Source organism: Bradyrhizobium sp. 14AA (assembly GCF_054185205.1).
In genome coordinates, this window is the sequence record NZ_JAVAYM010000024.1 from 132,501 (window position 1) to 156,867 (window position 24,367).

The 24,367-nt window shown below is 60.7% G+C and carries 22 protein-coding genes (1 of these 22 running past the window's edge); 21 read left to right on the plus strand and 1 reads right to left on the minus strand.

Annotation, left to right across the window (positions count from 1 at the left end; all coding sequences use genetic code 11):
• From RAD15_RS33820 to RAD15_RS33860, 9 genes are all read left to right on the plus strand, one after another.
• Nucleotides 1-1,207, plus strand: the 3' portion of a protein-coding gene (locus RAD15_RS33820; RefSeq protein WP_458182905.1) for an LEPR-XLL domain-containing protein. 26,870 nt of this gene lie to the left of the window's left edge; the window shows 1,207 of its 28,077 coding nt (coding positions 26,871-28,077); its start codon lies off the left edge, out of view; the stop codon is at nt 1,205-1,207.
• 30 nt (nt 1,208-1,237) lie between these two features.
• The gene (locus tag RAD15_RS33825) at nt 1,238-2,047 is read left to right on the plus strand and encodes a SapC family protein (protein ID WP_458182907.1); all 810 of its coding nucleotides are present in this window, start codon (nt 1,238-1,240) and stop codon (nt 2,045-2,047) included.
• A gap of 314 nt (nt 2,048-2,361) precedes the next feature.
• Complete coding sequence (locus RAD15_RS33830; protein ID WP_458182908.1) at nt 2,362-4,032, plus strand: efflux RND transporter periplasmic adaptor subunit; 1,671 nt, start codon at nt 2,362-2,364, stop codon at nt 4,030-4,032.
• 13 nt (nt 4,033-4,045) lie between these two features.
• Nucleotides 4,046-6,193 (plus strand): peptidase M50, encoded by a 2,148-nt coding sequence (locus tag RAD15_RS33835; RefSeq protein ID WP_458182909.1) that lies wholly within the window; start codon nt 4,046-4,048, stop codon nt 6,191-6,193.
• Entirely contained in the window at nt 6,186-8,201 is a 2,016-nt protein-coding gene (locus RAD15_RS33840; protein WP_458182911.1) for a preprotein translocase subunit SecA, read from the plus strand. The genes RAD15_RS33835 and RAD15_RS33840 overlap by 8 nt, the downstream gene beginning before the upstream one ends.
• Before the next feature lie 110 nt (nt 8,202-8,311).
• Nucleotides 8,312-9,127, plus strand: coding sequence for an efflux RND transporter periplasmic adaptor subunit (locus RAD15_RS33845; RefSeq protein WP_458182912.1), 816 nt, complete (start codon nt 8,312-8,314; stop codon nt 9,125-9,127).
• Between the two features lie 86 nt (nt 9,128-9,213).
• Nucleotides 9,214-9,477 (plus strand): cold-shock protein, encoded by a 264-nt coding sequence (locus RAD15_RS33850; RefSeq protein ID WP_458182914.1) that lies wholly within the window; start codon nt 9,214-9,216, stop codon nt 9,475-9,477.
• A gap of 957 nt (nt 9,478-10,434) precedes the next feature.
• The gene (locus RAD15_RS33855) at nt 10,435-10,593 is read left to right on the plus strand and encodes a hypothetical protein (protein WP_458182916.1); all 159 of its coding nucleotides are present in this window, start codon (nt 10,435-10,437) and stop codon (nt 10,591-10,593) included.
• A 140-nt stretch (nt 10,594-10,733) separates the two neighbouring features.
• Nucleotides 10,734-11,015: a hypothetical protein gene (locus RAD15_RS33860; protein WP_458182918.1), complete on the plus strand. Its 282-nt coding sequence runs from the start codon at nt 10,734-10,736 to the stop codon at nt 11,013-11,015.
• A 409-nt stretch (nt 11,016-11,424) separates the two neighbouring features.
• On the opposite strand, the gene RAD15_RS33865 is transcribed toward RAD15_RS33860, so the two are convergent.
• Nucleotides 11,425-12,651, minus strand: a complete 1,227-nt coding sequence (locus RAD15_RS33865; RefSeq protein WP_458182919.1) for a glycosyltransferase family 87 protein — start codon at nt 12,649-12,651, stop codon at nt 11,425-11,427.
• 438 nt (nt 12,652-13,089) lie between these two features.
• Between RAD15_RS33865 and RAD15_RS33870 the strand changes: the two genes are divergently transcribed.
• The 12 genes from RAD15_RS33870 (at nt 13,090) to RAD15_RS33925 (ending at nt 24,201) form a co-directional block, all read left to right on the plus strand.
• Nucleotides 13,090-14,583, plus strand: a complete 1,494-nt coding sequence (locus RAD15_RS33870) for a hypothetical protein (protein ID WP_458182922.1) — start codon at nt 13,090-13,092, stop codon at nt 14,581-14,583.
• A 510-nt stretch (nt 14,584-15,093) separates the two neighbouring features.
• Complete coding sequence (locus RAD15_RS33875; RefSeq protein ID WP_458182924.1) at nt 15,094-15,306, plus strand: hypothetical protein; 213 nt, start codon at nt 15,094-15,096, stop codon at nt 15,304-15,306.
• Nucleotides 15,307-15,603: 297 nt separating this feature from the next.
• Nucleotides 15,604-15,753 (plus strand): hypothetical protein, encoded by a 150-nt coding sequence (locus RAD15_RS33880; protein ID WP_458182926.1) that lies wholly within the window; start codon nt 15,604-15,606, stop codon nt 15,751-15,753.
• Nucleotides 15,754-15,969: 216 nt separating this feature from the next.
• Nucleotides 15,970-16,476: an A24 family peptidase gene (locus RAD15_RS33885; protein ID WP_458182928.1), complete on the plus strand. Its 507-nt coding sequence runs from the start codon at nt 15,970-15,972 to the stop codon at nt 16,474-16,476.
• Nucleotide 16,477: 1 nt separating this feature from the next.
• The gene (gene cpaB, locus RAD15_RS33890) at nt 16,478-17,431 is read left to right on the plus strand and encodes a Flp pilus assembly protein CpaB (protein WP_458182929.1); all 954 of its coding nucleotides are present in this window, start codon (nt 16,478-16,480) and stop codon (nt 17,429-17,431) included.
• A gap of 17 nt (nt 17,432-17,448) precedes the next feature.
• The gene (locus RAD15_RS33895; RefSeq protein WP_458182931.1) at nt 17,449-18,627 is read left to right on the plus strand and encodes an AAA family ATPase; all 1,179 of its coding nucleotides are present in this window, start codon (nt 17,449-17,451) and stop codon (nt 18,625-18,627) included.
• Nucleotides 18,624-20,126, plus strand: a complete 1,503-nt coding sequence (locus tag RAD15_RS33900) for an ATPase, T2SS/T4P/T4SS family (protein WP_458182933.1) — start codon at nt 18,624-18,626, stop codon at nt 20,124-20,126. The genes RAD15_RS33895 and RAD15_RS33900 overlap by 4 nt, the downstream gene beginning before the upstream one ends.
• Nucleotides 20,123-21,055, plus strand: a complete 933-nt coding sequence (locus RAD15_RS33905) for a type II secretion system F family protein (protein WP_458182934.1) — start codon at nt 20,123-20,125, stop codon at nt 21,053-21,055. The genes RAD15_RS33900 and RAD15_RS33905 overlap by 4 nt, the downstream gene beginning before the upstream one ends.
• Nucleotides 21,052-21,954 (plus strand): type II secretion system F family protein, encoded by a 903-nt coding sequence (locus RAD15_RS33910; protein WP_458182935.1) that lies wholly within the window; start codon nt 21,052-21,054, stop codon nt 21,952-21,954. The genes RAD15_RS33905 and RAD15_RS33910 overlap by 4 nt, the downstream gene beginning before the upstream one ends.
• A gap of 16 nt (nt 21,955-21,970) precedes the next feature.
• Entirely contained in the window at nt 21,971-22,432 is a 462-nt protein-coding gene (locus tag RAD15_RS33915; RefSeq protein WP_458182937.1) for a hypothetical protein, read from the plus strand.
• Nucleotides 22,433-22,441: 9 nt separating this feature from the next.
• On the plus strand, nt 22,442-23,794 hold the full coding sequence (locus tag RAD15_RS33920) for a pilus assembly protein TadG-related protein (RefSeq protein WP_458182939.1): 1,353 nt from the start codon (nt 22,442-22,444) through the stop codon (nt 23,792-23,794).
• Nucleotides 23,794-24,201 carry a TadE/TadG family type IV pilus assembly protein gene (locus tag RAD15_RS33925; RefSeq protein WP_458182941.1) on the plus strand — a complete coding sequence of 136 codons (408 nt, stop codon included), beginning with the start codon at nt 23,794-23,796 and terminating at the stop codon, nt 24,199-24,201. Before RAD15_RS33920 ends, RAD15_RS33925 begins: the two co-directional genes overlap by 1 nt.
• The last annotated feature ends 166 nt before the right edge of the window (nt 24,202-24,367 follow it).

Consider the following 24,367-nt stretch of genomic DNA (forward strand, 5'->3'; position numbering starts at 1 on the left):
CCTGTCCGAGGGCGTGACGAACAACGTCAACGTCGTGCTCAACGGCAAGAGCGTCCTGAGCTTCAACTACAATGTCCTGGTGCACGACGGCAGCCTTGGACTGTACGCCCGCAACGGCAACGCGTCCTTCGACAACGTGCTGATCCGCGGCGACGATATCGCTTATGCCGGTGGCGGTACGCCACAGGTCGCCGCACTGGCGGCGCCTCCTGCGAGCGATGTCGCCGTTGTAACCGCGGACCAGCTGGCGGCGATTGTTGCGACTGCGAAACAGGCGTGGACCGCTGCGCTTGGGCCGGCCGACCCGCGTCTGTCGATCCTCGATCAGGTCACGGTCCTGATCGCCGACCTGCCGGATCAAATGTTGGGCGCGACGACAGGCTCCACGATTGTTGTCGATGCCGAAGCCGCCGGTTGGGGTTGGTTCGTTGACCCGACGCCTGGCGACAACCGGGAGTTCGCGATCCGGGCGTCCGGCGAGGTGTTCGAAGCCGCATCGTCAAGCCCGGCCGCCGGACACATGGACCTGCTCACGACGATCGTCCATGAGATGGGCAATGCCATGGGATTGCCGGAAGACCTTGGCGACGACGTGGTCGGCATGACCTTGCGCGCCGGCGAACGGCGGCTGCCGGAGCCTGCCGGGCATCCGGTGCCGGCGTCCTCGGCGCTGCTGCAGATCTCAGCTGCTCTTCAGGCCACGGCGCCGCAGATGACGCTCAACCTGCTTGGGACCGTGGCTGCAACCACGACGATCGCGCCGCCGGTTCCGGCGGTCGCCAGGGCGGACGAGCCCAGCGGCATTACGCTGATCTCGAATATCCTCCTGAGCCCGATCGCAAGCGCGTCGCAGAACGCAGAGTTCGGCAAGGCGGTCGGCGTGGCCGAGGATCCCGGCAAGTCCTTTGTCTCGTTGTCGGCGAGCCTGACGGGCGGTGTCCCGAAGAGTTCTGCAGTCTCGCAAGACGATCTTGCTTCGCCGGAGCATCACTCCTCGCGGATTATCAATAGCGCGAAGGAAACAACCAGCATAAACTGGCAGAATAGTCTTGATGCGGTCGAGCATCTCGCCTCCGGTCCGTCGAATGGTTCGCAGGAATGGCTCGACGATTTCCTGAACCACGTGGGGCAAGACAAGGCCCAGTGGAATCCGAACGCTGGTCTCCGCGTACGTCCATTGTCGATGAATAGTGCGGGCCATGCCTGAGCCCGAAATTGCAAGGGAAGGAGTATAGTAATGACTGCCCAATTGTTGATTTACGAAACCGTTATTCCGTTGTCCGCCGCGCGGCATCGGGGCTGCGCAGTCGAGATGGCCAGGAATTATGGCTTCAGCAGCAAGACCAATTCGGTGCCTTTGATGGCAGTCGAGTTTCCCGCTGCCTCATCCGAATATGCGATCGTGTTTGCCGGCACCAAGGACAATATCATGCCGGCCGTTATCCTCGGCGTGCGAGACAGCGAGAACCTGTTCCTGTCGCAGGATTCCAAGTGGGACGCCAAATATGTTCCTGCTTTCCTGCGTCGCTATCCCTTCGTGTTCTCGACCAGCTCGGATGGCGAGAGGTTCGTCCTGTGCATCGACGAGGCCTATTCGGGGTTCAATCGCGACGGTCGAGGACAAAAGCTGTTCGATGAGGACAATAAGCCCACGCAATACGTCCAGAACATCCTGACCTTCCTGCAAGAGTATCAGACGCAGTTCAATCGCACCCAGGCCTTCTGCCGCAAGGTTCGCGAGCTCGATCTGCTCGAGCCGATGCAGGCGCAAGTCGAACTCGGCTCGGGCGAAAAGCTGTCGCTCGCGGGGTTCATGGCGGTGAGCCGGGAGAAATTGAAGGCGTTGTCCGGCGAGAAACTTGCCGAGCTTGCCAAGACGGATGAGCTGGAGCTGCTCTATCTGCACCTTCAGTCGATGCGCAACTTCCAGGCTCTGCCGTCGCGTCTCGCGGTCGTGAAGGGAGCGGCTCCGCCTGCGATTGAGCCTGGCGACGCCGCAGAGGCGGAAGCAGGCGATCGTCTCAATGGGGCGAGAGCATCCGCCTAGAGAACGGACCGAGCCGTGTTCCCGCGTGATTGCGGCGTCTCAGCGGCGCTTCCGCCGCGCGCACCGCGATGCCGTCCGTCGTTTCGGCATCGCGGGCATGGCCCCGAGAGCGATGAGCAGCCATGACCACTGCGTCCCCGATCTATTCCTTTGCCGAGGACGCAGCCCGCGCCGAATCGATAGCCTGGGCGAAATTCTCTGCAGCTAAGGACAGTGCGGAGTTTTGCGCGAGCTGGCTCGCAATCCTGTGCATGCAGGTCGACCGGGTCGGCGGGGGGCTTCTGTTGCTGGGGCCCGACAAGGACGGCGCCTATGTGCCGGCGGCGGTGTGGCCTCACCCTGGGCTGGACATGCAGTATCTGAGCCCGGCAGCCGAACGGGCTCTGACCGAACGGCGTGGAATCGTGCTGCCCGCGGAAGGGCATAGCCCGTCGCGTGAGCATCACGCCTTTATCGGCTATCCGATCGAAGTGTCCGGCACCCTGCACGGGGTCGTCGTGCTCGACCTCGGACCCGGACCGGAAGCCGCGCTGCAGCGGGCTCTGCGGCTGTTGCATTGGGCGAGCGCCTGGCTGATCGACCAGTTTCGCAAGGGCGTGCTGGAGGAACGTGACGCACGGCTCGCGCGAATGGGGCTCGCCATGGATATCGTGGCGACTGCGATGCAGGAGCGCCATTTCTCGGCGGCCACCCTGGCAGTCGCCAACGAACTTGCCGGACGGCTGGCATGCGACCGGGTGAGCGTGGGGCTCGAGCGTTCAGGCAGCGTCGAAGTCAAGGCGATCTCGCACACTGCGACATTCGACCCGAAAATGGATCTGGGCCGGCGCATCGGCAATGCCATGGACGAGGTGCTCGACCTCGACGTAGCGCTCGTGTTCCCCCCGCGCGACGATGTGGAGAGGGCGGCACTTGCGCATGGCGATCTCGCGCGCGAGTATAGGGATATTGCCGTCTGCTCGGTGCCGCTGGTCGACGGTGGGCATGCGACGGGCGTGCTGACGCTGGAACGCTCTTCGGGCGAGCCGTTTGACACCGAGACCGTCGAGCTGTGCAAGACGGTCGGCGGGCTGCTGGGGCCGATACTGAAGCTCAAGCGTGAAAGCGAACGCGGCGTCCTGCAACATGCCTCGACCTCGCTGCATCATGGCCTGGAGGTCTTGTTCGGCCCCCGCCATCCCGGCGCCAAGCTCATCGCGCTCTTGCTGGTCGGCGGCATCCTGTTCTTCAGCGTGGTGACGGCCCCGTATCGTGTCGCGGCAAAGACGGTGATCGAAGGAGCGGTGCAGCGGATCGCCGCGGCACCATTCGACGGGTACATCGCACAAAGCTTTGTCCGCGCGGGCGACACCGTGCATGCCGGGCAGGTCCTGTGCAAGCTCGACGACCGGGAGCTCAAGCTCGAGCAGACACGGTTGTCGTCCGAACGCGAACAGCTCGACCGCAAGTATCGTCAAGCGCTGGCTGCGCAGGAGCGCGCGAGCATGACGATACTCCAGGCCCAGATCGAGCAGGTGGACGCCATGTTGTCACTGGTCTCGGACAAGCTCGCTCGCGCCACGCTGCTCGCTCCGTTCGACGGAATTGTCGTCGCCGGCGACCTGCACCAGCTTCTGGGGACGCCGGTCGAACTCGGCAAGATGCTGTTCACGGTCGCGCCGTTGGACAGCTATCGCGTGATCCTGCAGGTGGAGGAGCGCGATATTTCGTACCTCAAGCTCGGTCAGAAGGGCGAACTCACCCTGTCGGGTATCCCGCACCGGCAGATGGATCTCTCGGTCGAGCAAATCACGCCGGTGTCGACGGCCCAGGAGGGCCGCAACTATTTCCGGGTCGAGGCGCGGCTCCAGAATGCATCCGAGCGCGTGCGACCGGGCATGGAGGGCGTCGGCAAGGTCGACGTCGGCGAGCGCAAGCTGATCTGGATCTGGACGCATAATTTCGTCGACTGGGTGCGTCTGTCGGTCTGGAAATGGCTGTTCTGATTGCGAGGTCATGATGAACGCGCCGTTGCTCAGCAACTGGTGGTATCGGGTCGCAGCGCGAAAGCCCAAATTGCGTTCGCATGCGCGTTTGCATAGGCACATATATCGTGGCGAGGTCTGGTACCTGTTGCAGGATCCGGCATCATCGCGGGTGCATCGTTTCACCCCGTCGGCGCGGCTGATTATCTCGCTGTTGGACGGAAAGCATTCTGTCGAACAGCTGTGGGAGCTGGCGAACAGGCATCTCGGCGAGGAAGCGCCGAGCCAGGACGAGCTCATCCAGCTGCTCGGGCAATTGCATGCGGCCGACTTGCTGGAAAGCGATGTGACCCCCGATGTTGCCGAGCTCTTCTCGCGCAGCGAGCGCGAACAACGGGCGCGTCACCTGCGCTCTTATGGCAATCCCATGGCGATCCGCATCCCGTTGTTCGATCCGGATCGGCTGCTCAATCAGTGGGCCGCGCTCGTACGGTTCGTCTGGAGCGGCTGGGGCGCCGTCGCTTGGCTAGCCATAGTGCTTCCTGCCTTCATTCTGGTCTGGCCGCATTGGCCGGAGCTCAGCCATAATTTCAGCGATCGCGTGCTGGCGATCGACAATCTGTTCATCATCTATCTGGTCTTTCCGGCGATCAAGGCGTTGCACGAATTTGGGCATGCCTCGGCCACCAAGGCTGGAGGTGGAGAGGTCCACGATCTCGGTATCATTCTGTTGGTCCTGCTACCGGTTCCCTACGTCGATGCGTCGGCGGCCACGGTTTTCAGATCCAAGTATCGGCGAGCTCTCGTTGGTGCCGCCGGGATGGGTGTCGAGCTCTTTGTTGCGGCCATCGCGTTCTATATGTGGCTCCTTGTCGAGCCGGGTCTGGTGCGGGCGATCCTGTTCAACGTCATGCTGATTGCGAGCGTGTCCACGCTTCTGTTCAACGGCAATCCGCTGCTTCGCTACGACGCCTATTACATCCTGGTCGATCTCATTGAAATTCCGAACCTGGCGGCGCGCTCGGGCCGCTACTGGGGCTATCTGATCGAGCGATACCTGCTCGGTGTCTCGGATCTGGAGCGCCCTGATGCTACGGCGGTCGAGCGGGCGTGGTTCTTCTTCTACGGCCTGGCGTCGACCGTCTACCGCATTTTTGTAACGATCCTGATCGCGTTGTTCGTTGCGGGACAGTTTTTCTTCGTTGGCGTCATTCTCGCGATCTGGGCGGTTGGAGCGATGGCAATCCTGCCGGTCGTCAAAGCGGTACGGCATCTCGTCGAAAATCCCCGCCTGCGCAAGCATCGCTCGCGCTCGCTCGGGATCACGGCCAGTCTCGTGCTCGGCATCGCTGTTTTTCTGCTGTCCGTTCCGATGCCCTACCATTCCAACGTGGAGGGGGTGCTGTGGTTGCCCGAAGAAGCGATGGTACGTGCGGCTTCGAATGGCTTCGTGCACGAGCTTCTGGTGACGCCGGGAACGCGAGTTGCATTTGGAGATCCGCTGATCCAGAGCCGCGAACCGACTCTGGTCGCTCAACTGCGTAGAAACGAGGCCAAGGTCGCCGAGCTGCAAGCCGAGTATGTAGCGCAATTTGTGTCAGACCGCGCCAAGGCGCAGATCGTTCGCAACAAACTCGAACTCGAGCGCGCAAATCTGGGTCTTGCCCGCGAGCGCGCCTCAGACCTCGTAGCGCGCGCGCGCAGCGACGGCGTGTTCGTGGTACCACAGATGGTCGATATACCCGGGCGCTACTACCGTAGAGGCGAGCTCCTGGGCTACGTCGTGGGAAACACCACGCCGCTGGCGCGCGTCGTCGTGCCCCAGGAGGCGGTGGACAGGGTGCGCATTACCACGGATCGCATTCAGGTCCGTCCAGTGGATCAGCCGCGCCTCGTGCTGGAGGGGCGTGTGCTGCGAGCCGTGCCTGCGGGCGGTGAGTACCTCCCCAGCGCGGCGCTGAGCGTCGAAGGCGGTGGAGATTTGGCGATCGATCCGCGTGATGCGAAGGGGCCGAAGACGCTGCAGCGGACTTTTCAGTTCGACATTGAACTCCAGGGTCTGGAGGCGGTGGACCACTTTGGCCAGCATGTATTTGTCCGCTTCCAGCATCGGATGGAGCCACTGGCGGTGCAATGGTATCGGAGCGTCAGACTGTTATTGTTGACGAATTTCCATGTCTAAGAACGTTATGGAATTGGATCACCGCGAACTGGCGGTCGGACGTCCCTATCCCGAACGCGCGGAGCGCGAACCGGCGGTACACGATCGGGTGGCCGAATACCTGACACACGGACTGATCCAGCGGGCGCTTCGCGGGCTACGCGATCCCGTTCATTCCTTGACGCCCATCGTCGAGCTCGCCGCCGCACATGAGAGCGCTCTGCGGATCATGAGCGATGAAGAATTGCGTCTACAGGTGTCGAATATCCGCCCGACGCTGCGGAAGTCAGGCTTTACGCCGCCTCTCGTCGGCCGATGCTTTGCGCTGGTGCGGGAGGCGGCGGCACGGACAATCGGTCAGCGACACTATGATGTTCAGCTGATTGCCGGGTGGGGTTTGCTGAAAGGCAGATTGGTGGAGATGGCGACCGGCGAGGGCAAGACCATTGCCGCAACGTTGCCCGCGGCCACGGTGGCGCTCGCCGGCTATCCCGTGCATCTCATCACCGTCAACGACTACCTCGCCCAACGCGACGCAGCCGAGATGGCGCCGCTCTATGAGTTCCTGGGTCTCAGTGTGGGGGCCGTGGTGCAGGGCATGCCGAAAGCCGAAAGGCGTCGAGCTTATGCGAGCTCGGTGACGTATTGCACCAACAAGGAACTCGCGTTCGATTACTTGCGCGACCGCGTCGCTCTGGCCCACCGGAGCAGCCGGCTGCACCTCTCGCTCGAGCGATTGCGCGGGAGCCTGCAGCGTGATGAGGATCTCGTGTTGCGTGGTCTCTATTTCGGCATCGTCGATGAAGCCGACAGCATTTTCATCGACGAAGCGCGTACGCCCCTGATCCTGTCATCCTCAACCGGCGCCGCCGAGGAAAAGCTGCAATGCGAGCAGGCGCTTGAGTTGGCCGGAAATCTTGTCGCGGGGGAGCACTATCAGATCGATCTCGCGGAGCGAAGTCTGGCGCTGACGAAGGAAGGTCGCCGAGAGATCGGGAGGCGGGCTGAAGGGCTGAATGGAGTCTGGAGTTCGCATCGTGCCCGCGAGGAGCTCGTGACCCAGGCACTCTCCGCGATGATGCTGTTCGACCGCGACCAGCACTATGTCGTTATCGACGGCAAGGTGCAGATCGTGGACGAATCGACGGGACGCGTGATGCCCGACCGGTCCTGGGAGCGCGGCCTGCACCAGCTCATCGAGATCAAGGAGAGTTGCAAACTGACCGAGCGCCGCGAGACGCTCGCCCGCATCACCTATCAACGCCTGTTTCGTCGCTACATACGTCTCGCGGGAATGACGGGTACCGCCAGTGAGGTCGCGCGGGAAATCAAGTCTGTGTACGGACTTGATGTCGTCCGAATCCCGCTGAATCGACCCTCGCAGCGCCGGGTGGCTCGCCCGCTGGTATGTGCAACCTCGACAGAAAAGCTCCGCATCATCGTCGACCGGGTCGAGCGGCTGGCTGTGGCGGAGGGCCGGGCGGTGTTGATCGGCACGCGCTCGGTTGGGGCCTCGGAGGAGATCAGTGCCGCCTTGAATGCGCGTGGCGTTGCGCACGCGCTCTTGAATGCGAAGCAGGACCAGGATGAGGCCGAGGTGGTCGCGAGGGCCGGCGAGCCGGCCCGGGTGACGGTTGCGACGAACATGGCGGGCCGCGGTACCGATATCCGGCTCGGCGCAGGCGTTGGCGCGCGAGGCGGCCTGCATGTGATCCTGACCGAATACCACGATTCACGGCGGGTTGATCGCCAACTATTCGGTCGCTGCGCACGGCAAGGCGATCCCGGCAGCTGCGAGGCCATCGTTTCGCTTCAGGACGAGGTTTTTGTCATCCATGCAGGAACGGTGACGCGCCTGATTGCACGACTTGTCGATGGCGGTGTCCCAATTCCGTTGCGGTTCTGCCAGTCGCTGCGTTGGCTGGCGCAGCGCCAGGCGGAACGACGACACGGCTATGTTCGCGTCCAGAATGTGAAGCTGGATCGCCGGCTTGATAGGGTGCTTGCATTTTCGGGGAGAGGGGAATGAAACGAGCTCAAGCGTCTGAATGCGCCCTCGGCTTTGGGGCACGACTGTCCGGCTTCAATCCCGAAGGTGATGGCAAGGAGCGTCGGGCCTTCGTGGGCGTCTCTTGCAAGGTGATCGCCATTGTGGCCGTTGCCGTCGTCGCGGGAGCAGGACGGGCCAATGCGCAGGAGAAGAAGCTGGAGGGGCAGTTCGATTGCCTGATCCAGCCAAAAATGGTGCTCAAGCTTGGAACGTCGGTGCCGGGCCTGTTGAGCGAGATGCTGGTTGATCGTGGGGATATCGTCAAAAAGGGAGACGTCGTCGCTCGGCTTGAATCGGGGGTCGAGCAGGCGGCGATTTCGCTGGCGAAGGCTCGGGCCGAGAACGAGGCGACGGTTCGCTCGAGCATCGCCAAGCTCGAATTCCAGCGGCGAAAGGACGAGCGATCCAAGCTATTGCGCAAGAACGACTCGGTCTCGGCCGCTGTTGCCGACGAGGCGGAGACGAGTGCGCGGGTGGCCGAACAGGATGTCGAGGAAGCGAAGGTCAATCTTGCCCTCGCGGGGCTGGAAGTGGCTCGCGCCAACGAAGTGCTGAAGCTGCGTACCATCCGCAGCCCCATCGACGGTGTGGTGGTCGAGCGCAAACTCGGCCCGGGCGAATATGCATTCGATCAGGCGCATCTCCTGACGGTTTCGCAGATCAATCCCCTGTTGGTTGAGGTCTATGTCCCCCTCAGCCAATTCGGAAAGATTCGTGTCGGTGCTTCGGCAGAAGTCTATCCCGAGGATCCGGTAGGAGGGAGGTACGATGCGCTCGTGACGGTCGTCGATCAGGTTTTTGACGCTGCGAGCGGCACGATCGGCGTTCGCCTCGAGCTGGCGAATCCGAACTACGCGCTTCCCGCCGGGCTCAAATGTCGCGTCCGTTTTCCCGGCATCGGCTGACGCAAATATCAAGATGGCGAGGAGATCTACTCTATCCCGGAGCAATTCCTCCGCACCGTGCGTCTATCGAACTGAAAGGTTGCAAGATGCTGGAAGGTACAATCAAGACATATCACGACGACAGGGGATTTGGCTTCATCAGGCCGGATTCCGGTGGCACCGACATCTTCTTTCATCTCAAATCGTTTTCCGCCAGCCTCACTCCCGAAGCCGGTGCCCGGGTGAGCTACAATTTGGCTCCCGATCAGCGGTCGGGCAAGCTGCAGGCCGTCAGCGTCAGGGTCCTGGCGAACGCGCACAGCGCACCCGTTCTGACGAAATATGTCAGATCGTCGCGCCTGCCGCGCTAGTCGCCTGCAGGCTTGCCAGAACACCTGTCGCCGGTTTCGATTACGTGCGGTTTGCGCAATTCAATCGTGGAGGTCCGTTTCCGGGCTGACGCGCCTCGTTGGCGTGGCATTCGTTCCAAAGGCTCTTCATGCGTTCGATCACATTGCGGAGGACATCATGCTCGGTCGCGTTCGAAAGCCCGTTTTCAACATGATGCAGCGAAGACCGGTCATAGTGTCGGGCGAGACTGACGATGCCGGCCGATTTTGACAGAGGTGGCATCATCGAAAGAGAGACGATCGTTCGTCGACTTTTGAGACGCGCCGCTGGACGGGTCCGTAGCCCGCAAAAGCCAGCACCAGAGGTCCCGTTCGGCCGCGAGAGCGACCCCAATCTTGAATTTCGTGAGCGTCAGGCGGGCAGCGGGGTGGGGTGGCTTCTCGGGGCCTTGTCAGTTTTCCTGCTTGTCCATGCCGTTTGGGCAAGGCTTGGCGTTTCATAGGCGAGCTGACCGCCTGTCGAGAGCGATGGCGGTGCCGCGATGGTCGGCCGATCGCGGCCCGGGCCGTCCCCTAAGTCCGCGATGCAACGTGCTGGCGAGACTTTGGCAGGGTGATATTAACCGGATTTACCGTGTCTTAACCATAAGCGCTCAGCCTAGGTGCCGGGCGTCGAACACATCATTGTCGGAACGGGCGTAGATCCAGCTAGGCAAAAAAGCGTTGGCGGATGTTGCCACGGGATTTCGCGGGATGTGGAAGATACATTGTGCCCGACACGCCACGGCATTGGCGCTATCGATTTGGGTCGCGGGCTGCGCGGTATTTGAGCCGGTCCGCGCAAGCTCGACAAAGTCCGTGTCCTGGGATGGACTTGGACGGAATCCCAATCAGCGCAAGACAACGGTTCGCGGCCCGGCGCCTGCGCGGCCGAAGCCGGTAGACCGCAACAGCGCGAGAGAGAGGGCACTGACGACCTTGAGCCCGTATTCCGGCGCCTGGTGGGTGGTTCACGACGAAATTGAAGCCGAGCATGACAGGCAATTGGCCGAAAAACTCATCATCTGCCGCGATTGCCTGCCGAGTATCAATCCGGCCGAGACGACCGGTTCGTTGGCTGGGAGCGGCAGCCGCTGACCCGGCCGGGGCCACGCCAGAGCAGGTGAGCGCGGCGCAGAGTCGGGCGGACCGTACCCCTATGGGCTTCCACGGCGCAGGAGAATCGGGCCTAGTTTCTATTCGAAGCGTGTGTCCGTAGAGAATTGACGGAGCAGCGTTTGGACGATCTGGAGCGCAAGATTGAGTTGCTCAAGGAGTCGCTCGCCGCGGCATGGAGCAGCCTCGCAAAATCCTCCAACCCCGCCGTCGACAAGTGCCAAATGCGCGCGCAGGCAAGGCGTTGCAGCGAGGAGCTCAGGCGCTGCCTTCTGATCGCCGAGGCCAAGCAGACACGCGAGCACGCCAAGACCCTGTCCGATCAGGATGGCCGTACGTTGCCGAAGCCTAACTTCCGTTTTCTCTTGATCGGGGCCGCAACGGAGGCGGCCGATCCGGGATAAATAGCCTTTAAAAGAGTAAATGGCAGAATTGCTGACCCAATTGGCTGGCCGTGAAACCGTCCGGAAACTCGTTTCCTTGATTGCCGACATCGCGCTGAAACGTTGCTGGACCAGTTTATCCCGGGTTTCGAGCGATGGGGACTTACCATGTGGGCAATTATCAACGACCTGTATCGCGAATACTGCCTGGCACGCATGACCGAAATGCGGAAGCTCGAGCTGACGCACTGAGGGGGCGACGCGAGCGGTTTGACTGCGCGCCCTTAACCCATGACCGGCTCTTAGCCCTGTTCTCGGCCCATTCCAGGGAAGCTCGCTTGGGTTTTGTTGTGGCCGGGTCGACTGGTGCGGATCAGGATCGTTCTTCCCGGGCAATTTATCTTAACAGGCTAGCGAAGCGAGCCGGCCCTTAAACGCCTGCGGCAATCGATTTTGGCGCCGGCTCGTGCCGCCACCACGAACCGGCACGCGCAAGAATCAGCACCGAAACGACTAAGGTCGCTCCAAGTCCCGTTGGCGTACTCGTGAGGAAGGTGAGCACGAGCACGAGCGTGCCGGCTAGTGCAGGAAGCTCGTAGCTGCGGAAGCCGCTCTTCAGTCCTATGCGAAATAGGAACGCGATGGAAACAGTGAGGATCAACATGTCATAGATGGCGATATAAGGCGTGACCAACAGCGTGCCTGCAGATAGGGCGGCAGCCTTCAGACCATAAGGTACTCGGCTGCGCCACATCAGCACGAGAACCAGCGTCGTGCTTACAACGAGGATAAGCTGGAGGGCCCACGCCAGGTGTTCGGTGCCGCCAAGATGACGCACCAGAGAGTAGAGGCTCATCAATTTCCACCAACTAAACCTACCATCGATCAAGATCACATTCGAGGAGTGCGACAGCCAGTAGAAAAATGCCAGCCAACTCGCAGTGCCAAAGGCGAGCGCCGAGATGAGCAACATCGCGATAGTCGTCACGGTGGCGCTAACGAATACGCGCCAATGTCCCGCCGCCATGAGCACAATGGGAAACAGCAGCCCAAATTGTGGTTTGTAAGTTAGTAGACCAAGGCAAATGCCTGCGAGTCCCGGGCGCACCGGGATTAGATAGAGCGTGCCGCCAATCAGCGCAGCGGTCAAAAATCCGGTCTGTCCGACCAGCGCATTGAAAAAAACGATCGGTACGGCGAGTGCGAGCAGTACGCCGAGGTTGTGACCGACGATTGCCCGCACGACGGCAACATACGGCACTAAACTGACAACAATCCATCCGAAATACGCTGCACCATAGGGCAGCAGCGCCATTAGTGATGCGACGAAGAGGAATGGTGGCGGGTAGTGCCAGGGGAAACTGCCGGCGAAATCCTGCCCGAGCGCCGCAACTTGGACTTGCCTATGGATCTCCCAGTCAAACGCTTGTGTCGGCAAGCCATCGAGCGCAAGGCGCCCGGCGGCCCAAAAGCTGATGAAATCCGCCGGAATGCCGAGTCCGTTGCGATCGTAAATCCAGACCTTCAGAAGGTAAGCGATCAGGCAAGCCGTCAGGTTCGCCGCGGACAGCACAAAAAGCACAGCAAAAAGCATCTTCCGAGATGAAGCGGGGATCTTGGTTTGGGCCGAGGCGGCTTCGTGGGAGGAGCGAACCATGGCGGGGTCCATTGCTCTAGGAAACAATCGGAGCAGGGCGCATGCCCTGCAGCCCGCGGATGGCGTTGCGCGCGGGCATCTCGATCAGGTAGCGGGAAAACTGAAACTCGTTCCGTCGATACACATAGGAGAGCGTGAAGCCACTAAGGCAAAAGAATAAGTCAACGGCAGCGTTCCATATGAAAAAGGTGTCGGTCCCGTCGGGCGAAAACTGTTGAAGGTGGGCCAAGGCGACGGTCGTTCCGGCTACGCCACGAAGCCCCGTTAGTGCCCTCAGCTCCGGCCGCGGGCCGCCCCTCCAAATCTCCCCAGACTCCATTCAGCCCTTCCTGCGGTATCGTCAGGTCACGCGATCCTTGGGTGATTAATCAGTTCGAACACTTTGCGTTGCTTCTGCGAGCCTAAGATGACAATGATTGGCTTTCAAGGACGCTAAACATGCCGTTAAGCGTTAGTTTGCAACAGATGGATGCGAATAGCGGACAGACAGAGAGCCTTCCGAGCAGTGATTATCTTCGGGCATGGCTACCGTTCATCCTGGCTACGACGGCCTATTTGATTCTTATTGGCAAAATCGGCGAGGTATTACGGGATACCGATACATATTGGCACGTTGTGGTCGGCGAATGGATTATTGATCATCGTGCCGTACCCCATGTTGACCTCTTTTCTTTTACGAAGCACGGCGCGCCCTGGATCACCAGCGCGTGGTTGTCAGAAGTCCTCTATTTTCTTGCATTCAAACTGGCAGGGTGGCTGGGCCCCGCGCTCCTAGCTGCGTTGTCGGCTTCGACGGCGTTCTTCCTGCTTGCCCGTTGTCTACTCAGAAGACTGCCGAATGTGCCGGTCACGATCCTGGTGAGTGCCGGCATAGCCATGACGGTGCACCACATCCTGGCTCGGCCGCATGTATTGATCTTTCCCCTGATGGTGCTGTGGGTCGACGGTCTGCTTCGGGCGACTGAGGCGCGCCGAGTGCCTCCATGGTCCTATCTTCTGATCATCACGCTATGGGCGAATCTCCATGGGAGCTTCACGTTGGGCGTAGCCATGATCGCCCCATTTGCTCTTGAGGCGGTTTGGAACGCGGACAAATCGTCCCGCTTGACGGTAGCGCTGCATTGGTTCCGGTTTGGGGTGTTGGCGCTCGGGGCCGGCTGCGTGACGCCGTATGGGATCGAGTCCATCCTGGTTACAACACGGATTTTGAGCCTTGGGCCGATGCTCTCAACAATTGGCGAGTGGAGGCCGATAGATTTCGGCTCGTTACACCCGTTTACAGTTTGCCTGCTTGGTGGTGCTGCCTACGCACTCTACAGCGGGTTCAAGCTGCCCTTTCTCAGGATGGCTGCACTGCTCGCGCTCGTCTACGAAACTCTCGCTCATCAGCGGTATGTCGACGTTTTCGCAATGGTTGCCCCATTCCTTGTTGCTGGCCCATTGGCACAGCATGTCCTGCTGCAGGAACGCCGGAAGGCGATTCCGGCGAGGATGACGCATATCATCGCCTTTTTTGCGGCCCTATCGATCGTGAGCGGCGTGATAGTTGTGACGAAGGATCGAACGTTTCCACTTGTTCCGGGTGCTGCAGTGGAGAAGCTCAAGGAGCTGAAGGTAGATCGCGTCCTGAATGATTACTACTTCGGCGGATATTTGATCTTCCAGCGCATGCCGCCGTTCATCGATTCGCGTGCCGAATTGTATGGTCCGGAGTTTCTGAGCCGCTATATGCGAACAATCTCGCTCGAGGATCTGCCGGATTTCATCAAACTGCTCGATGAATACAAGATCGATTCAACACTGCTCTTCCCTGCGACTCCGGCTGTCGGTCTGCTCGACCGATTGCCTGAATGGGAGCGCGCGTATTCGGACAATGTGGCTGTCGTCCACGTTCGGCGTACGCACCCGGAAAGCCTGGCGATCCCGAAATAGCGGGCATCTGCGGACCCGATGTGAACCGAGCAAGGATCGATCGCCGCCCGAGCAAGGAGGCGTTCATCCTTTGGTGTTATGTTACCGTTTACCGATTTTTCTCAAGATTTATGGACGAAATCGGAGTCGGGTCGCCGCTGATGGTCAGTCCGTCGCATCGGAAAATCCGATATTTGCGAATGGGCCGGAATTCGGAATATGTGAAAATTACACGAGTAAATTAAAACCAGGCGAAGCCGCTGACGGTTCTTTTACGGGCAAGCGCAGCGTTCTGGGCTTCCGAGGTGGGGGGTCGGTGACCGACAAGGAGCGAAAAAAAGCGGCAAAACCAGCCTATTTCGTGATCCCAGTGACCGTAAGAATACCGGAATAACCCTTTTGGAGTAAGGTTAATAAAGGATTACCAGGTGACAAAGCTTTACGTCGGTATATAAAATTTAAATCGTTGGCTCAGGCTCTGATCAGCCGACGTTACTCTTAAGGTTTCAATCTCAGTAAAAGGAATTTCCCATGTTGAAGCTTTATATCAAGGCCACGGAAGCTGTGAAGCGCCTGCGCTCCGACAACGGCGGCGTGGTGTCGTTTGAGTACGTGATCGTCGCCGCTTGTGTCGTCGCTGCGGTTGGTCTCGCGTTCGGTGCTGGCGGAACCGGTCCTATCTCGAGCGCCCTGAGCGCTGCGATCTCCAGCATCTCCGCGAAGGTCATTTCTGCGGTCGGATAAGCGACTGATCGAGGCGAGAGGACGGGGTCTATGGATTGCGGCCCTGTCTTCTTTGACTCGAGGGCGACTGCTTCGTGGCCATATCAGTTGAACCAATTGTGCCACCAACCAGTCTACCGTTGAAGACCTCGTCGGCAGACATTCCGATAGGGCGATTTATGGACGGTGCGGGCTGACGTCGTTCGTTCCGAACCGGGTCGGCCACGGTGCTGAACTCAACTGAAGAGGTGTCACGTGTTAAGGCATTTTGTCGAAATCAATGAAGCTCTGAAGCGTTTTCGCGATAACGAGAGTGGCGTGGTGTCGTTTGAGTACGTCATCGTTGCCGCTTGTGTCGTTGCCGCGGTCGGTCTTGCGTTCGGTGCCGGCGGCACCGGTCCGATCTCGAGCGCCCTGAGCGCCGCAATCTCGGCCATCTCTGCAAAGGTCATCGCTGCCGTCGGATAGCATGGCGATTGCTTCGGTGAACTTTACTCGATGATGGATTGGACGCTGACTACATATTATTTCCTGTTGGCGTTCAGTCCATCAAGGTTGCATTGACGGATGCAGGGCCCGGCTTAGGCGCACTGCGATTTGTATTGTTTATACGGCCGCCGTGGCCCGTTCTGATTGGGCTACCTTTAAGGCCGCTTTATTGGTCGTGCTTGAGGTTTGTGCCTGATGAGTTGGATCGTCTCCATAGCGTCGACTCTGCAGATCTTGCTGCTCCTCTATGTCGCCACCATGGACGTCGCGACACGCTTAATCAGCAATGAGATTTGTCTGACCCTGGCGGTCCTCGGGATAGCCGGTCATTTGACCAATCCCGCCGGCATCGCCGGATCGTTCTTGGTCGCGTCAGTTCTGTTTACGGTGCTGTTCGTTCTCTACCAGCGCGGATCGATCGGCGGTGGCGATGTCAAGTTGCTGGTCGCGCTGGCGCTTGGTCTGCCTTGGATGGGCGTCGTTCAGCTGCTGACGATCACGGCTTTGGCGGGCGGCGTTCTTGCCCTGGTGCACGTGATGATGCGGAGCCTGCCTCATCCCGGAGTAGCGCCAGTCGGATCATCGCTGCCGCGCCGCGTCTATGCGGTCGAGCGCTGGCGCCATTTGCGGCGTGCGCCGCTGCCTTATGGAGTGGCCATAGCCTGCGGCGGTATCGGAGCGATTTTGAACAGGGGTTTTTGATATGTCATCGGCTTTGCGGCTTTCGATTATTGCGGTGTTGCTTCTCGCGGTCACTGCGCTGGGCCTCATCGCCCTCAACCTGAGCACGCCCAAGGCAACGGCGACGACGGAAGTCGTGGAGCCGGTCGCAAAAGTCGTGGGATACTATGTCGCGGCGCGGCCATTGCCGCGAGGGACCCTGGCCCGTGACGAAGATTTCGCGGTGCGCTCGGTGCAGGCTCATCAGGTCCCGGCGGACGCGATCCTGGAAACGCCGGACTCCAAGGCTTCGCTTGCCGGTTCGCTCGTGCGCAAGTTCGTCGAGGCCGGCCATCCGATCACTCTGCAAGACATTGTGCGCCCTCAGGATCGGGGTTTCCTTGCGAGTGTGCTGGCGCCCGACAGCCGCGCCATCAGCATCAGGGTTGACGAAGAGTCCGGCGTGTCGGGTCTGATCAGGCCGGGCGATCAAGTGGACGTCCTGCTGACCCAGGTGTTCGAGAAGGCGGACCCCTCGCGTCGCGCGCTGACGGAGACCGTTCTCCGCAACGTCCGGATCATCGCGATCGACCAAGAGATCGTGCAGGGTGGGCGAGGCGTCGCCACCGCCATGGGCAAGCCTGTCCAGACGGTGTCGCTGGAGCTTACGCCTGAGCAGGTGCAGAGAATCACGGTCGCCAAGCAACTCGGAAAGCTCTCGCTTTCGGTCAGGGCCGCCGTCGACAAGCGCGATAGCGCCGATTCCGGCGTCATGTCGAGCTGCGACGTGTCGCCGGAACTCGCCCGCCAGAACGCCCTTGCCGGCCAGACCACTGCGGTGGTGGTCTATTCTGGCGGTGAAGCCAAGCAGTTCTCGGTCAGGAAGCAGGTCACGGGCGTCGGCAATGGAAGCGTCAACTGTGATGGATTGCCGGATGTTGCGCGTCAGGCCGCCGTATCGGCAGGCGGCTCTGGCAATTCACCGGAGAAGCGATGATGATGAACATAGCAGTCGTGAATCCGCTCGAAGCACCATCCGTCGTCACGCGCGACCGCATCGTCTGCTTCGTCAACGACGAGGATAGCGCCGCGGCCCTGCGCAAGGGTCTCGACGGCGCCCACCTGTCGCTGAGACGCGGCACAATTCGCAACGCCGTACGGATGCTCGAGACCGACACGGACCTGTTCGCGCTGGTCGCAGACATCAGTGGGTACGACGATCCGTTTGCCGAACTGGAAAGGCTCGCCAGCGTCTGTCCGCCTGATGTCCGGGTCGCATTGGTCGGAGAGAGCAGGGAGATCGGCTTTTACCGCGAGCTCATGGATGTCGGCATCACCGAGTACCTGCCGCGGCCGCTGACGCGGGATATGGTGCTGGATCTGCTGCGCCCGAAGCTTCTTGGCGGCGAGGCGCCGGCCCAGCCGGATCGCGGCGGGCACGTGATCTCGATCTGCGGCGCGCAGGGCGGAGCCGGAGCGACAAGTATTGCCATCAATCTCGCGCTGCAACTGGCGGAGACGACCAAGGCCAAGGTCGCGCTGCTCGATCTCCATCTGCAAAACGGCGAAACTGCCGTGATGCTGGGCGTTCGGCCGGGGCCGGGACTGCGCATCGCGCTGGAAAACCCGATGCGGGCGGACACGCTGTTCCTCGAACGCTCGGCAATTGAAATCAACGATCGGGTCAGCCTGATCTCCGCGGACGAGGAGCTGGATGCGCAGCTCAACATCACCGAAGCTGGCGTGAGACATGTCCTGGGCTTGCTGCGTCAACGGTTCAACTACATCGTCGTCGATGTGCCCGTCCCGTTTCCTCCCTCGATCTATCCGGTGATCAGTCTTGCTCGTCACGTCCTGGTGCTGCTGGAAGCGGAGGTGACGGGACTGCGCAATGCGCACGCGCTTCGCACTGCCGTCACCAACATCGCCGGCAAGGACCGGGTCTTCACTCTGCTCAATCGCGCCAATCGTGCCGGGGGCCTTCCCAAGGCGACGATCGTCAAGGCCCTGGGCGCCGAGCCGGACATGGTGATTCCCGATCTCGGGAAGGGGATGACCCAGGCGGTCAATCTCGGGATCCCCGCGCTCAAACACGTGTCGGGGCTGCGACGTCACCTCAAGCCGATCGTGCGGGAGATCACGGGCGTCGGCGCCGAGCGCAAGGGACGGCTGAGGAGGTTGCTCGGGCTATGAAGAAGTTCGGGAGACGCCCAGACGAGTCGCCCATGGCTCATTTGTCCGCGCTGACATCGAGCTTGCGCGAGTCGACGGAAAGCACGCCTTTGCCGACCGCGGATTCGCCGGCCTTGACTGCGGACTCCCCTTCGCCTCCGGACTTGCCCGCACCGACCGCTCGACCTCCTTCCCTGAGTCTGGGTTCGCCTGCACCGGCGCCGGTCTTCGCCCCGAAACGCGGCAACGAACCGCCGCTCCATCATCCCGTGATGCTCAACTCGCTGCGAGACCGGGTCATGGAGCAGATCGATCCGTCGGCAGCGGCGACCGTTTCGCGCGACGTGCTGCGACGCCAGATCGAGGAAATCATCCACGGGATCGCCAACGACGAACGACTGGAACTGTCCGGTCGCGAGCAGATCCAGCTGGCGGACGATATCGCGGACGATATGACCGGCTACGGGCCGCTCCGCCCGCTGCTCGACGATCAGTCGATCAACGACATCATGATCAACGGTCCCAGCAACGTCTATGTCGAGCGTCGCGGCAAGCTGGAGCGGGTCGCGGTACGATTCCGCGACAACGATCACATCACCTCGGTTGCCCAGAAGATTGCCGCGCGGGTCGGGCGGCGCGTCGACGAATCCAGTCCCATGGTCGATTGCCGCCTGCCCGACGGTAGCCGCGTCAACATCATTCTGCCGCCGCTCGCCATCCATAGCCCCTGCATCTCCATCCGAAAATTCCCGAGCCGCCGCCTGGATATGGCTGGCCTGATAGAGAACGGCTCGATGACGCCGGCGATCGGAAAACTGCTGGAGATCGCCTCGCGGGCGCGGCTCAACGTTCTCGTGTCCGGAGGTACCGGCTCCGGCAAGACGACGCTGCTGAACGCCATGAGCCAGTTCATCGATCACAGCGAACGCATCGTCACGATCGAGGACGCGGCGGAATTGCAGCTGCAACAGCCGCACGTGATCAGCCTGGAAACCCGGCCTCCCAGCCTGGAAGGCACCGGGCAGGTGACGCAACGCGATCTGCTCTGGAACGCCCTTCGCATGCGTCCCGACCGCATCGTCGTCGGCGAGGTCCGCAGCGCCGAAGCATTCGACATGCTGCAGGCCATGAACACCGGCCATGACGGATCGATCTCCACGGTGCATGCCAATAGCACCAGGGATGCCCTGACCCGTATCGAGAACATGGTGCAGATGGGGCAGGTCAATCTGCCGTCGCGGGCGATCAGATCGCAGATCGTTGCCGCGCTTGACATCATCGTCCAGGTCGAGCGCATGCGGGATGGCCAGCGCCGGATCATCCAGGTCAGCGAAGTGATCGGCCTCGAAGGCGACGTCATTACCACCAACGACATTGCGGCTTTCGAGTATCAGGAAGAGGACGCTCACGGCCGGATATCGGGCACCTACAAGTCGACCCACGCGCTTCCAAAGTTCAAAAGCCGTCTCGCCTATTACGGGCTTCAGCAAGCCTGGACCGATGCATTGAGGCAAATATGATTCCGAACTACGTGATAGCCATCGTTCTGGGCCTGCTGCTGTGTGCGGCGGGCGTCACGCTATGGCTCGACCGGCGGGAACGGCGCATGAACCGCCAGATCTCGATCGCTCTGCAGACCGCGCCGACCGCCAGCTTGACCTCGATCCGTCGGGCTGAATCCGGGACTCGCTCGATGCTGCTGTATCGTCTGGCGAACTACAATCCGCACATCGTTCACGCCTTGCACCCGATCTATGTCCTGCTTGCGGGTGCGCTCGCCTCGTTGGCCGTATTTTATGCCAATCAGCCGTTCGGGTTTTCCACCTCCGACGTGTCCATTGCGGCTACGGTCGTCGCGGTATTGGTGGTGCGTGGTCTGTTTGGATGGCAGCAACGGCGGTTCTCCAATCGCCTCTTCCGGCAACTGCCGGATACGATCCAGCTGGTCACGAGCACTGTCCGTGCTGGTCTGCCGGTCAACGAGGCATTTCGCACGATCGCTCGCGAGATGCCGGAGCCGACTGCGGGTCAGTTCGCCATCGTTTGCAGCCAGATCGGCCTGGGCGTCGCTCCGGAAGACGCCGTGGAGGCCATCTACCGGCGTACGCAGGTTGCGGAGTACGCGATGTTTTCGGTGACACTTGCGGTCCAGTTGAAATCCGGCGGCAGCCTGGCCGAGACTTTGCAGATCCTGGCGGAAACCGTGAGTCAGCGCGTCGCGCTGGCGGCCCGCGCGAAGGCGCTTGCAGGAGAGGTCATTTTCTCCTCGCGTGCGCTTTCATTGTCACCGGTGATCATTGGTGGGGTGCTGTACGCGGTCAATCCGCAATCGATCAATCTTCTGTTTCTTGATTCGACCGGCAACATGCTGCTGGCCTATGCGGTCGGCTCGGTCATTCTCGGGCATTTTGTCATACGCTGGATGATCCAGAGGGAGACAGCGCTATGACTGCCGGCATGAGCGTGGCAGCCGTCATGGTCATCGCTATTGCGGTGACACTCCTGCTGGTGATCCGCGAAATCCACTTTCGCACGCTGAACGCGCGCGTCTCCAATGCGGTGCTCGGCATTCCCGACCGGTCGACGCGGTCCCAGGACATGGTCGGCTGGTTCTCGTCGATCGGCATGCGGTACCGAAAGTTCTATGCCGAGGAGAATCTCGACGAGCTGCGGACGGTTCTTCAATCGGCTGGATTCAACCATTACCGCGTCTTGCCGATCTGGATCGGCGTCAAGATCGTCAGCATGGTCTTGTTCCCCATCGTTTTCCTCCTTCTTGCACAACTGTCGGGGGGGACGCTGGCCAGCGCGCTGATGGTCGCCCTCTTCGGCGTGGCCATCGGGATCATGGGTCCGCGGCTGATACTGCTGGTGATGAAGCGGCGTTTCGATGCCGCGGTTCGGTCAGGCACGCCCGATACGATCGACCTGCTGGTCGTGTGCGCTGAAGCGGGCATGGGCCTGGAAAGCGCCCTGCAGCGGGTCGCCGAGGAGATGAGCCAGACCAATCCGGCCATCTCGCGCGTTCTGCGCGGTTTGCTCGACGACTTGCGGATATTGCCGAGCCGCGCCGAGGCGTTCGAGAAACTCGCATCCACCTCGGAAGGGCTTCGCCGCTTCGGCATCATGGTCAGCCAGAGCCTGCAATACGGAACGCCGTTGGGCCAGGCGCTGCGCACCATAGCAGCCGATCTGCGGCGGGAGCGGATCACCGGCCTCGAGGAGCGGGCTCACAAACTCGGTGCCAAGCTCACGGTGCCGATGGTGATGTTCCTGCTGCCGGCGATGTTCGTCATTCTCGGCGGCAGTTCATTCTTGCATCTCATTCGTTCCTTCAAGGGACTCTAGTCACGAACGAAGCGTCATGAGTGAAGTTCGTACAGGCAGACACAAGAGCGGCAGACGTTCTTTCGTTGACGATCGGCGCGGCGCTGCTGCGTTCGAAATGGCTATTATCTACCTCGTCTTGGTGTTCAGTCTGCTGCTGCCGTTGGCCGATCTGGCGATTGCCGGCTTCAGGTTCATTTCGGCGCATCAGGCGCTTCGCGACATGGGGCAGCGGACTCAATATTCCCCGCCGGCGGACGTGACTGATGCCTCCGTAATAGCTGCCTGGAAAAGCGCGCTGCCCAGCACGATCAGCGGATTTACGATGACTCCGCAAGTTTACTGCGGCTCTCCGGGAACGGTGGCTCCCTGCAGTTCGGGGGCAGCATCGATCGTGAAATACTACACCTTCTCGACCACCTTTACGTTGACACCCATGGTACTTGGCTCGGCGCTGTGCTCGTCCTGTACGATTACTTACACCCAGCGGTTTCAGTAGGAGGATGCCGTGCGCAAACTGGCTCGCTGCCGTCGCGGTTCCGTCGCCTTCGCAACGGTGATTGCGCTGGTGCCGCTGATCGGGTTTGTCGCTCTCGGGGCCGAGGCGGGGTCGTGGTACGTGACCAAGCAGAATGCGCAGAATGTCGCCGATGCGGCGGCCTATTCGGGCGGCTTGTCGCTGGCATGTTCGCTGAACTCAATAGCCGAGAGCGACTGCGACAGAACGCAGGATTACATCTACCGCGGCAAGCAAATGGCCGCGCAGAACAAGTTCTGCAACTCCAGCGGCGATCCCGTCTATCCGGGTTCGACTTGCGTTACGGCGCAGGCAAATACCACGCAAACCGTGTCGATCGATCGAGGAACCTACTCTGCCGGCACCTGGACCAGCTCGTCATCCGGCATGCATGTGCTTGCGACCGTGGCGCAGCAGCAGCCGGGATACCTTGCGCAGATACTTGGCATGTCCACCGTCACCATCCGGTCGTCCGCGGTTGTCGAGATCCAAAATCCAAAGCCGTTGTGTGCGTTTGGATTGGGGCCGGGAAGTGATGCGCTCACGATCGGCGGCAGCAGCGCCATAACCGGCAGTGGGTGTGCGATGATGTCGAACACCAACGTCAAGTACAACGGCACCGCGAGTTTCAGCGGCTCGGGCTGGTCTGTGAATGCGGTGGATGGTTGTAAGGCGTCGTCGGGACATTGTGCCCTGACTGGTGCGGGTTACAATTACAACACGCTTACCGCACAAAATCCGCTATCCGTGCTGGATTCGAAATCGTTCAATTCAACGACGGGCCCCGTATCAAGCCCATGCGGCGACGGCAAGGTTACCAACGGTAAGACCTGCAACTTGACTCCGAACGCCGGAAGCGGGGTGTACAGCGACCTGACGGTGAATTCCGGCGGCACGTTGAATCTCGCAGCAGGAACATATTTTTTCTATAACGCAACGATCAACCTTGGCGGCACTGTCACCGGCACGGGTGTCACGCTCGTCTTGCTTGGAACGACTTCGAACCTCACCATCAGCGGCGGGAGCGTCAACCTTTCCGCGCCCACGACCAATTCGTACGATAGCGACCTCAATGGTGTCCTGATCGACGATCAGGCCAAGAACACGACGACCCCAACCAAGGTTGCGGTCACCATAGGCGGCAGCAATACGTCGACCTTGGGCGGCGCCATGTATTTCCCGAATGCCAGCGTGTCTTATGGCGGAACGAGTCAAAGTTCGAACACACAATGCACGGAAGTGATCGCCGCCTCGCTCACCATCAACGGCAATACCTACCTGAGTTCGTCCGGTTGTACGTCCAACACCTTGGGTAAAACCAAAGTCATTGCGATGGTGCGTTGATGAAGAGGCTCGACCAGCGCGGCTCGGCAGCGTTCGAGTTCTGCCTTGTCGCCGTGTTCTTTTTCACATTCGTGTTCGCGATCTTCGATCTCGGACGCTATGCAATCACCATGCAATTGTTGCGCGCGCTCGCCAGCGATGGCGCCAGGGCGACGATGATCCAGTGCTATACCCCGCAGGTGACGCAGAGTGCATCGCCCACCGGCTGCACCAATGTCAGCAGCTACTATACCAGTACCTATCTGACGTCAGTGCCGAACATCATGGGGCTCACGCCGACATTGAGCGGGAGCGACAGCGGTTCCGTGCTGACCATTACGGCGTCTCTGCCCGGTTTCTCGATGATGACGCCGACATGGAGCGGATTGAATTCGACGCCGACTGCGAGCACGTCGATCCCCTACTAGTCGACGTAAAGCGGTACCGTCAGCCGAATCGGGTCCCTTCCCAACACCCTCGGCCCGGCCAAGTCCAGGGCAGGATTGTCAGTTTAACGGAAAAGAATGTTATTTGCGGCCCAATAAGCACCAGGGAACTAGCCGCCAGTCGGAACCATGGGGAACGGTTCCCGCA

What these genes read in the sequence shown, in the direction of transcription:
- RAD15_RS33850 (WP_458182914.1), top strand. Translation starts at nt 9,214, where the DNA reads ATGCTGGAAGGTACAATCAAGACATATCACGACGACAGGGGATTTGGC.
- RAD15_RS33870 (WP_458182922.1), top strand. Translation starts at nt 13,090, where the DNA reads ATGCCGTTAAGCGTTAGTTTGCAACAGATGGATGCGAATAGCGGACAG.
- RAD15_RS33905 (WP_458182934.1), top strand. Translation starts at nt 20,123, where the DNA reads ATGATTCCGAACTACGTGATAGCCATCGTTCTGGGCCTGCTGCTGTGT.
- RAD15_RS33825 (WP_458182907.1), top strand. Translation starts at nt 1,238, where the DNA reads ATGACTGCCCAATTGTTGATTTACGAAACCGTTATTCCGTTGTCCGCC.
- RAD15_RS33865 (WP_458182919.1), bottom strand. Translation starts at nt 12,651, where the DNA reads ATGGTTCGCTCCTCCCACGAAGCCGCCTCGGCCCAAACCAAGATCCCC.
- RAD15_RS33925 (WP_458182941.1), top strand. Translation starts at nt 23,794, where the DNA reads ATGAAGAGGCTCGACCAGCGCGGCTCGGCAGCGTTCGAGTTCTGCCTT.
- RAD15_RS33915 (WP_458182937.1), top strand. Translation starts at nt 21,971, where the DNA reads ATGAGTGAAGTTCGTACAGGCAGACACAAGAGCGGCAGACGTTCTTTC.
- RAD15_RS33875 (WP_458182924.1), top strand. Translation starts at nt 15,094, where the DNA reads ATGTTGAAGCTTTATATCAAGGCCACGGAAGCTGTGAAGCGCCTGCGC.
- RAD15_RS33885 (WP_458182928.1), top strand. Translation starts at nt 15,970, where the DNA reads ATGAGTTGGATCGTCTCCATAGCGTCGACTCTGCAGATCTTGCTGCTC.
- RAD15_RS33910 (WP_458182935.1), top strand. Translation starts at nt 21,052, where the DNA reads ATGACTGCCGGCATGAGCGTGGCAGCCGTCATGGTCATCGCTATTGCG.
- RAD15_RS33840 (WP_458182911.1), top strand. Translation starts at nt 6,186, where the DNA reads ATGTCTAAGAACGTTATGGAATTGGATCACCGCGAACTGGCGGTCGGA.
- RAD15_RS33900 (WP_458182933.1), top strand. Translation starts at nt 18,624, where the DNA reads ATGAAGAAGTTCGGGAGACGCCCAGACGAGTCGCCCATGGCTCATTTG.
- cpaB (WP_458182929.1), top strand. Translation starts at nt 16,478, where the DNA reads ATGTCATCGGCTTTGCGGCTTTCGATTATTGCGGTGTTGCTTCTCGCG.
- RAD15_RS33835 (WP_458182909.1), top strand. Translation starts at nt 4,046, where the DNA reads ATGAACGCGCCGTTGCTCAGCAACTGGTGGTATCGGGTCGCAGCGCGA.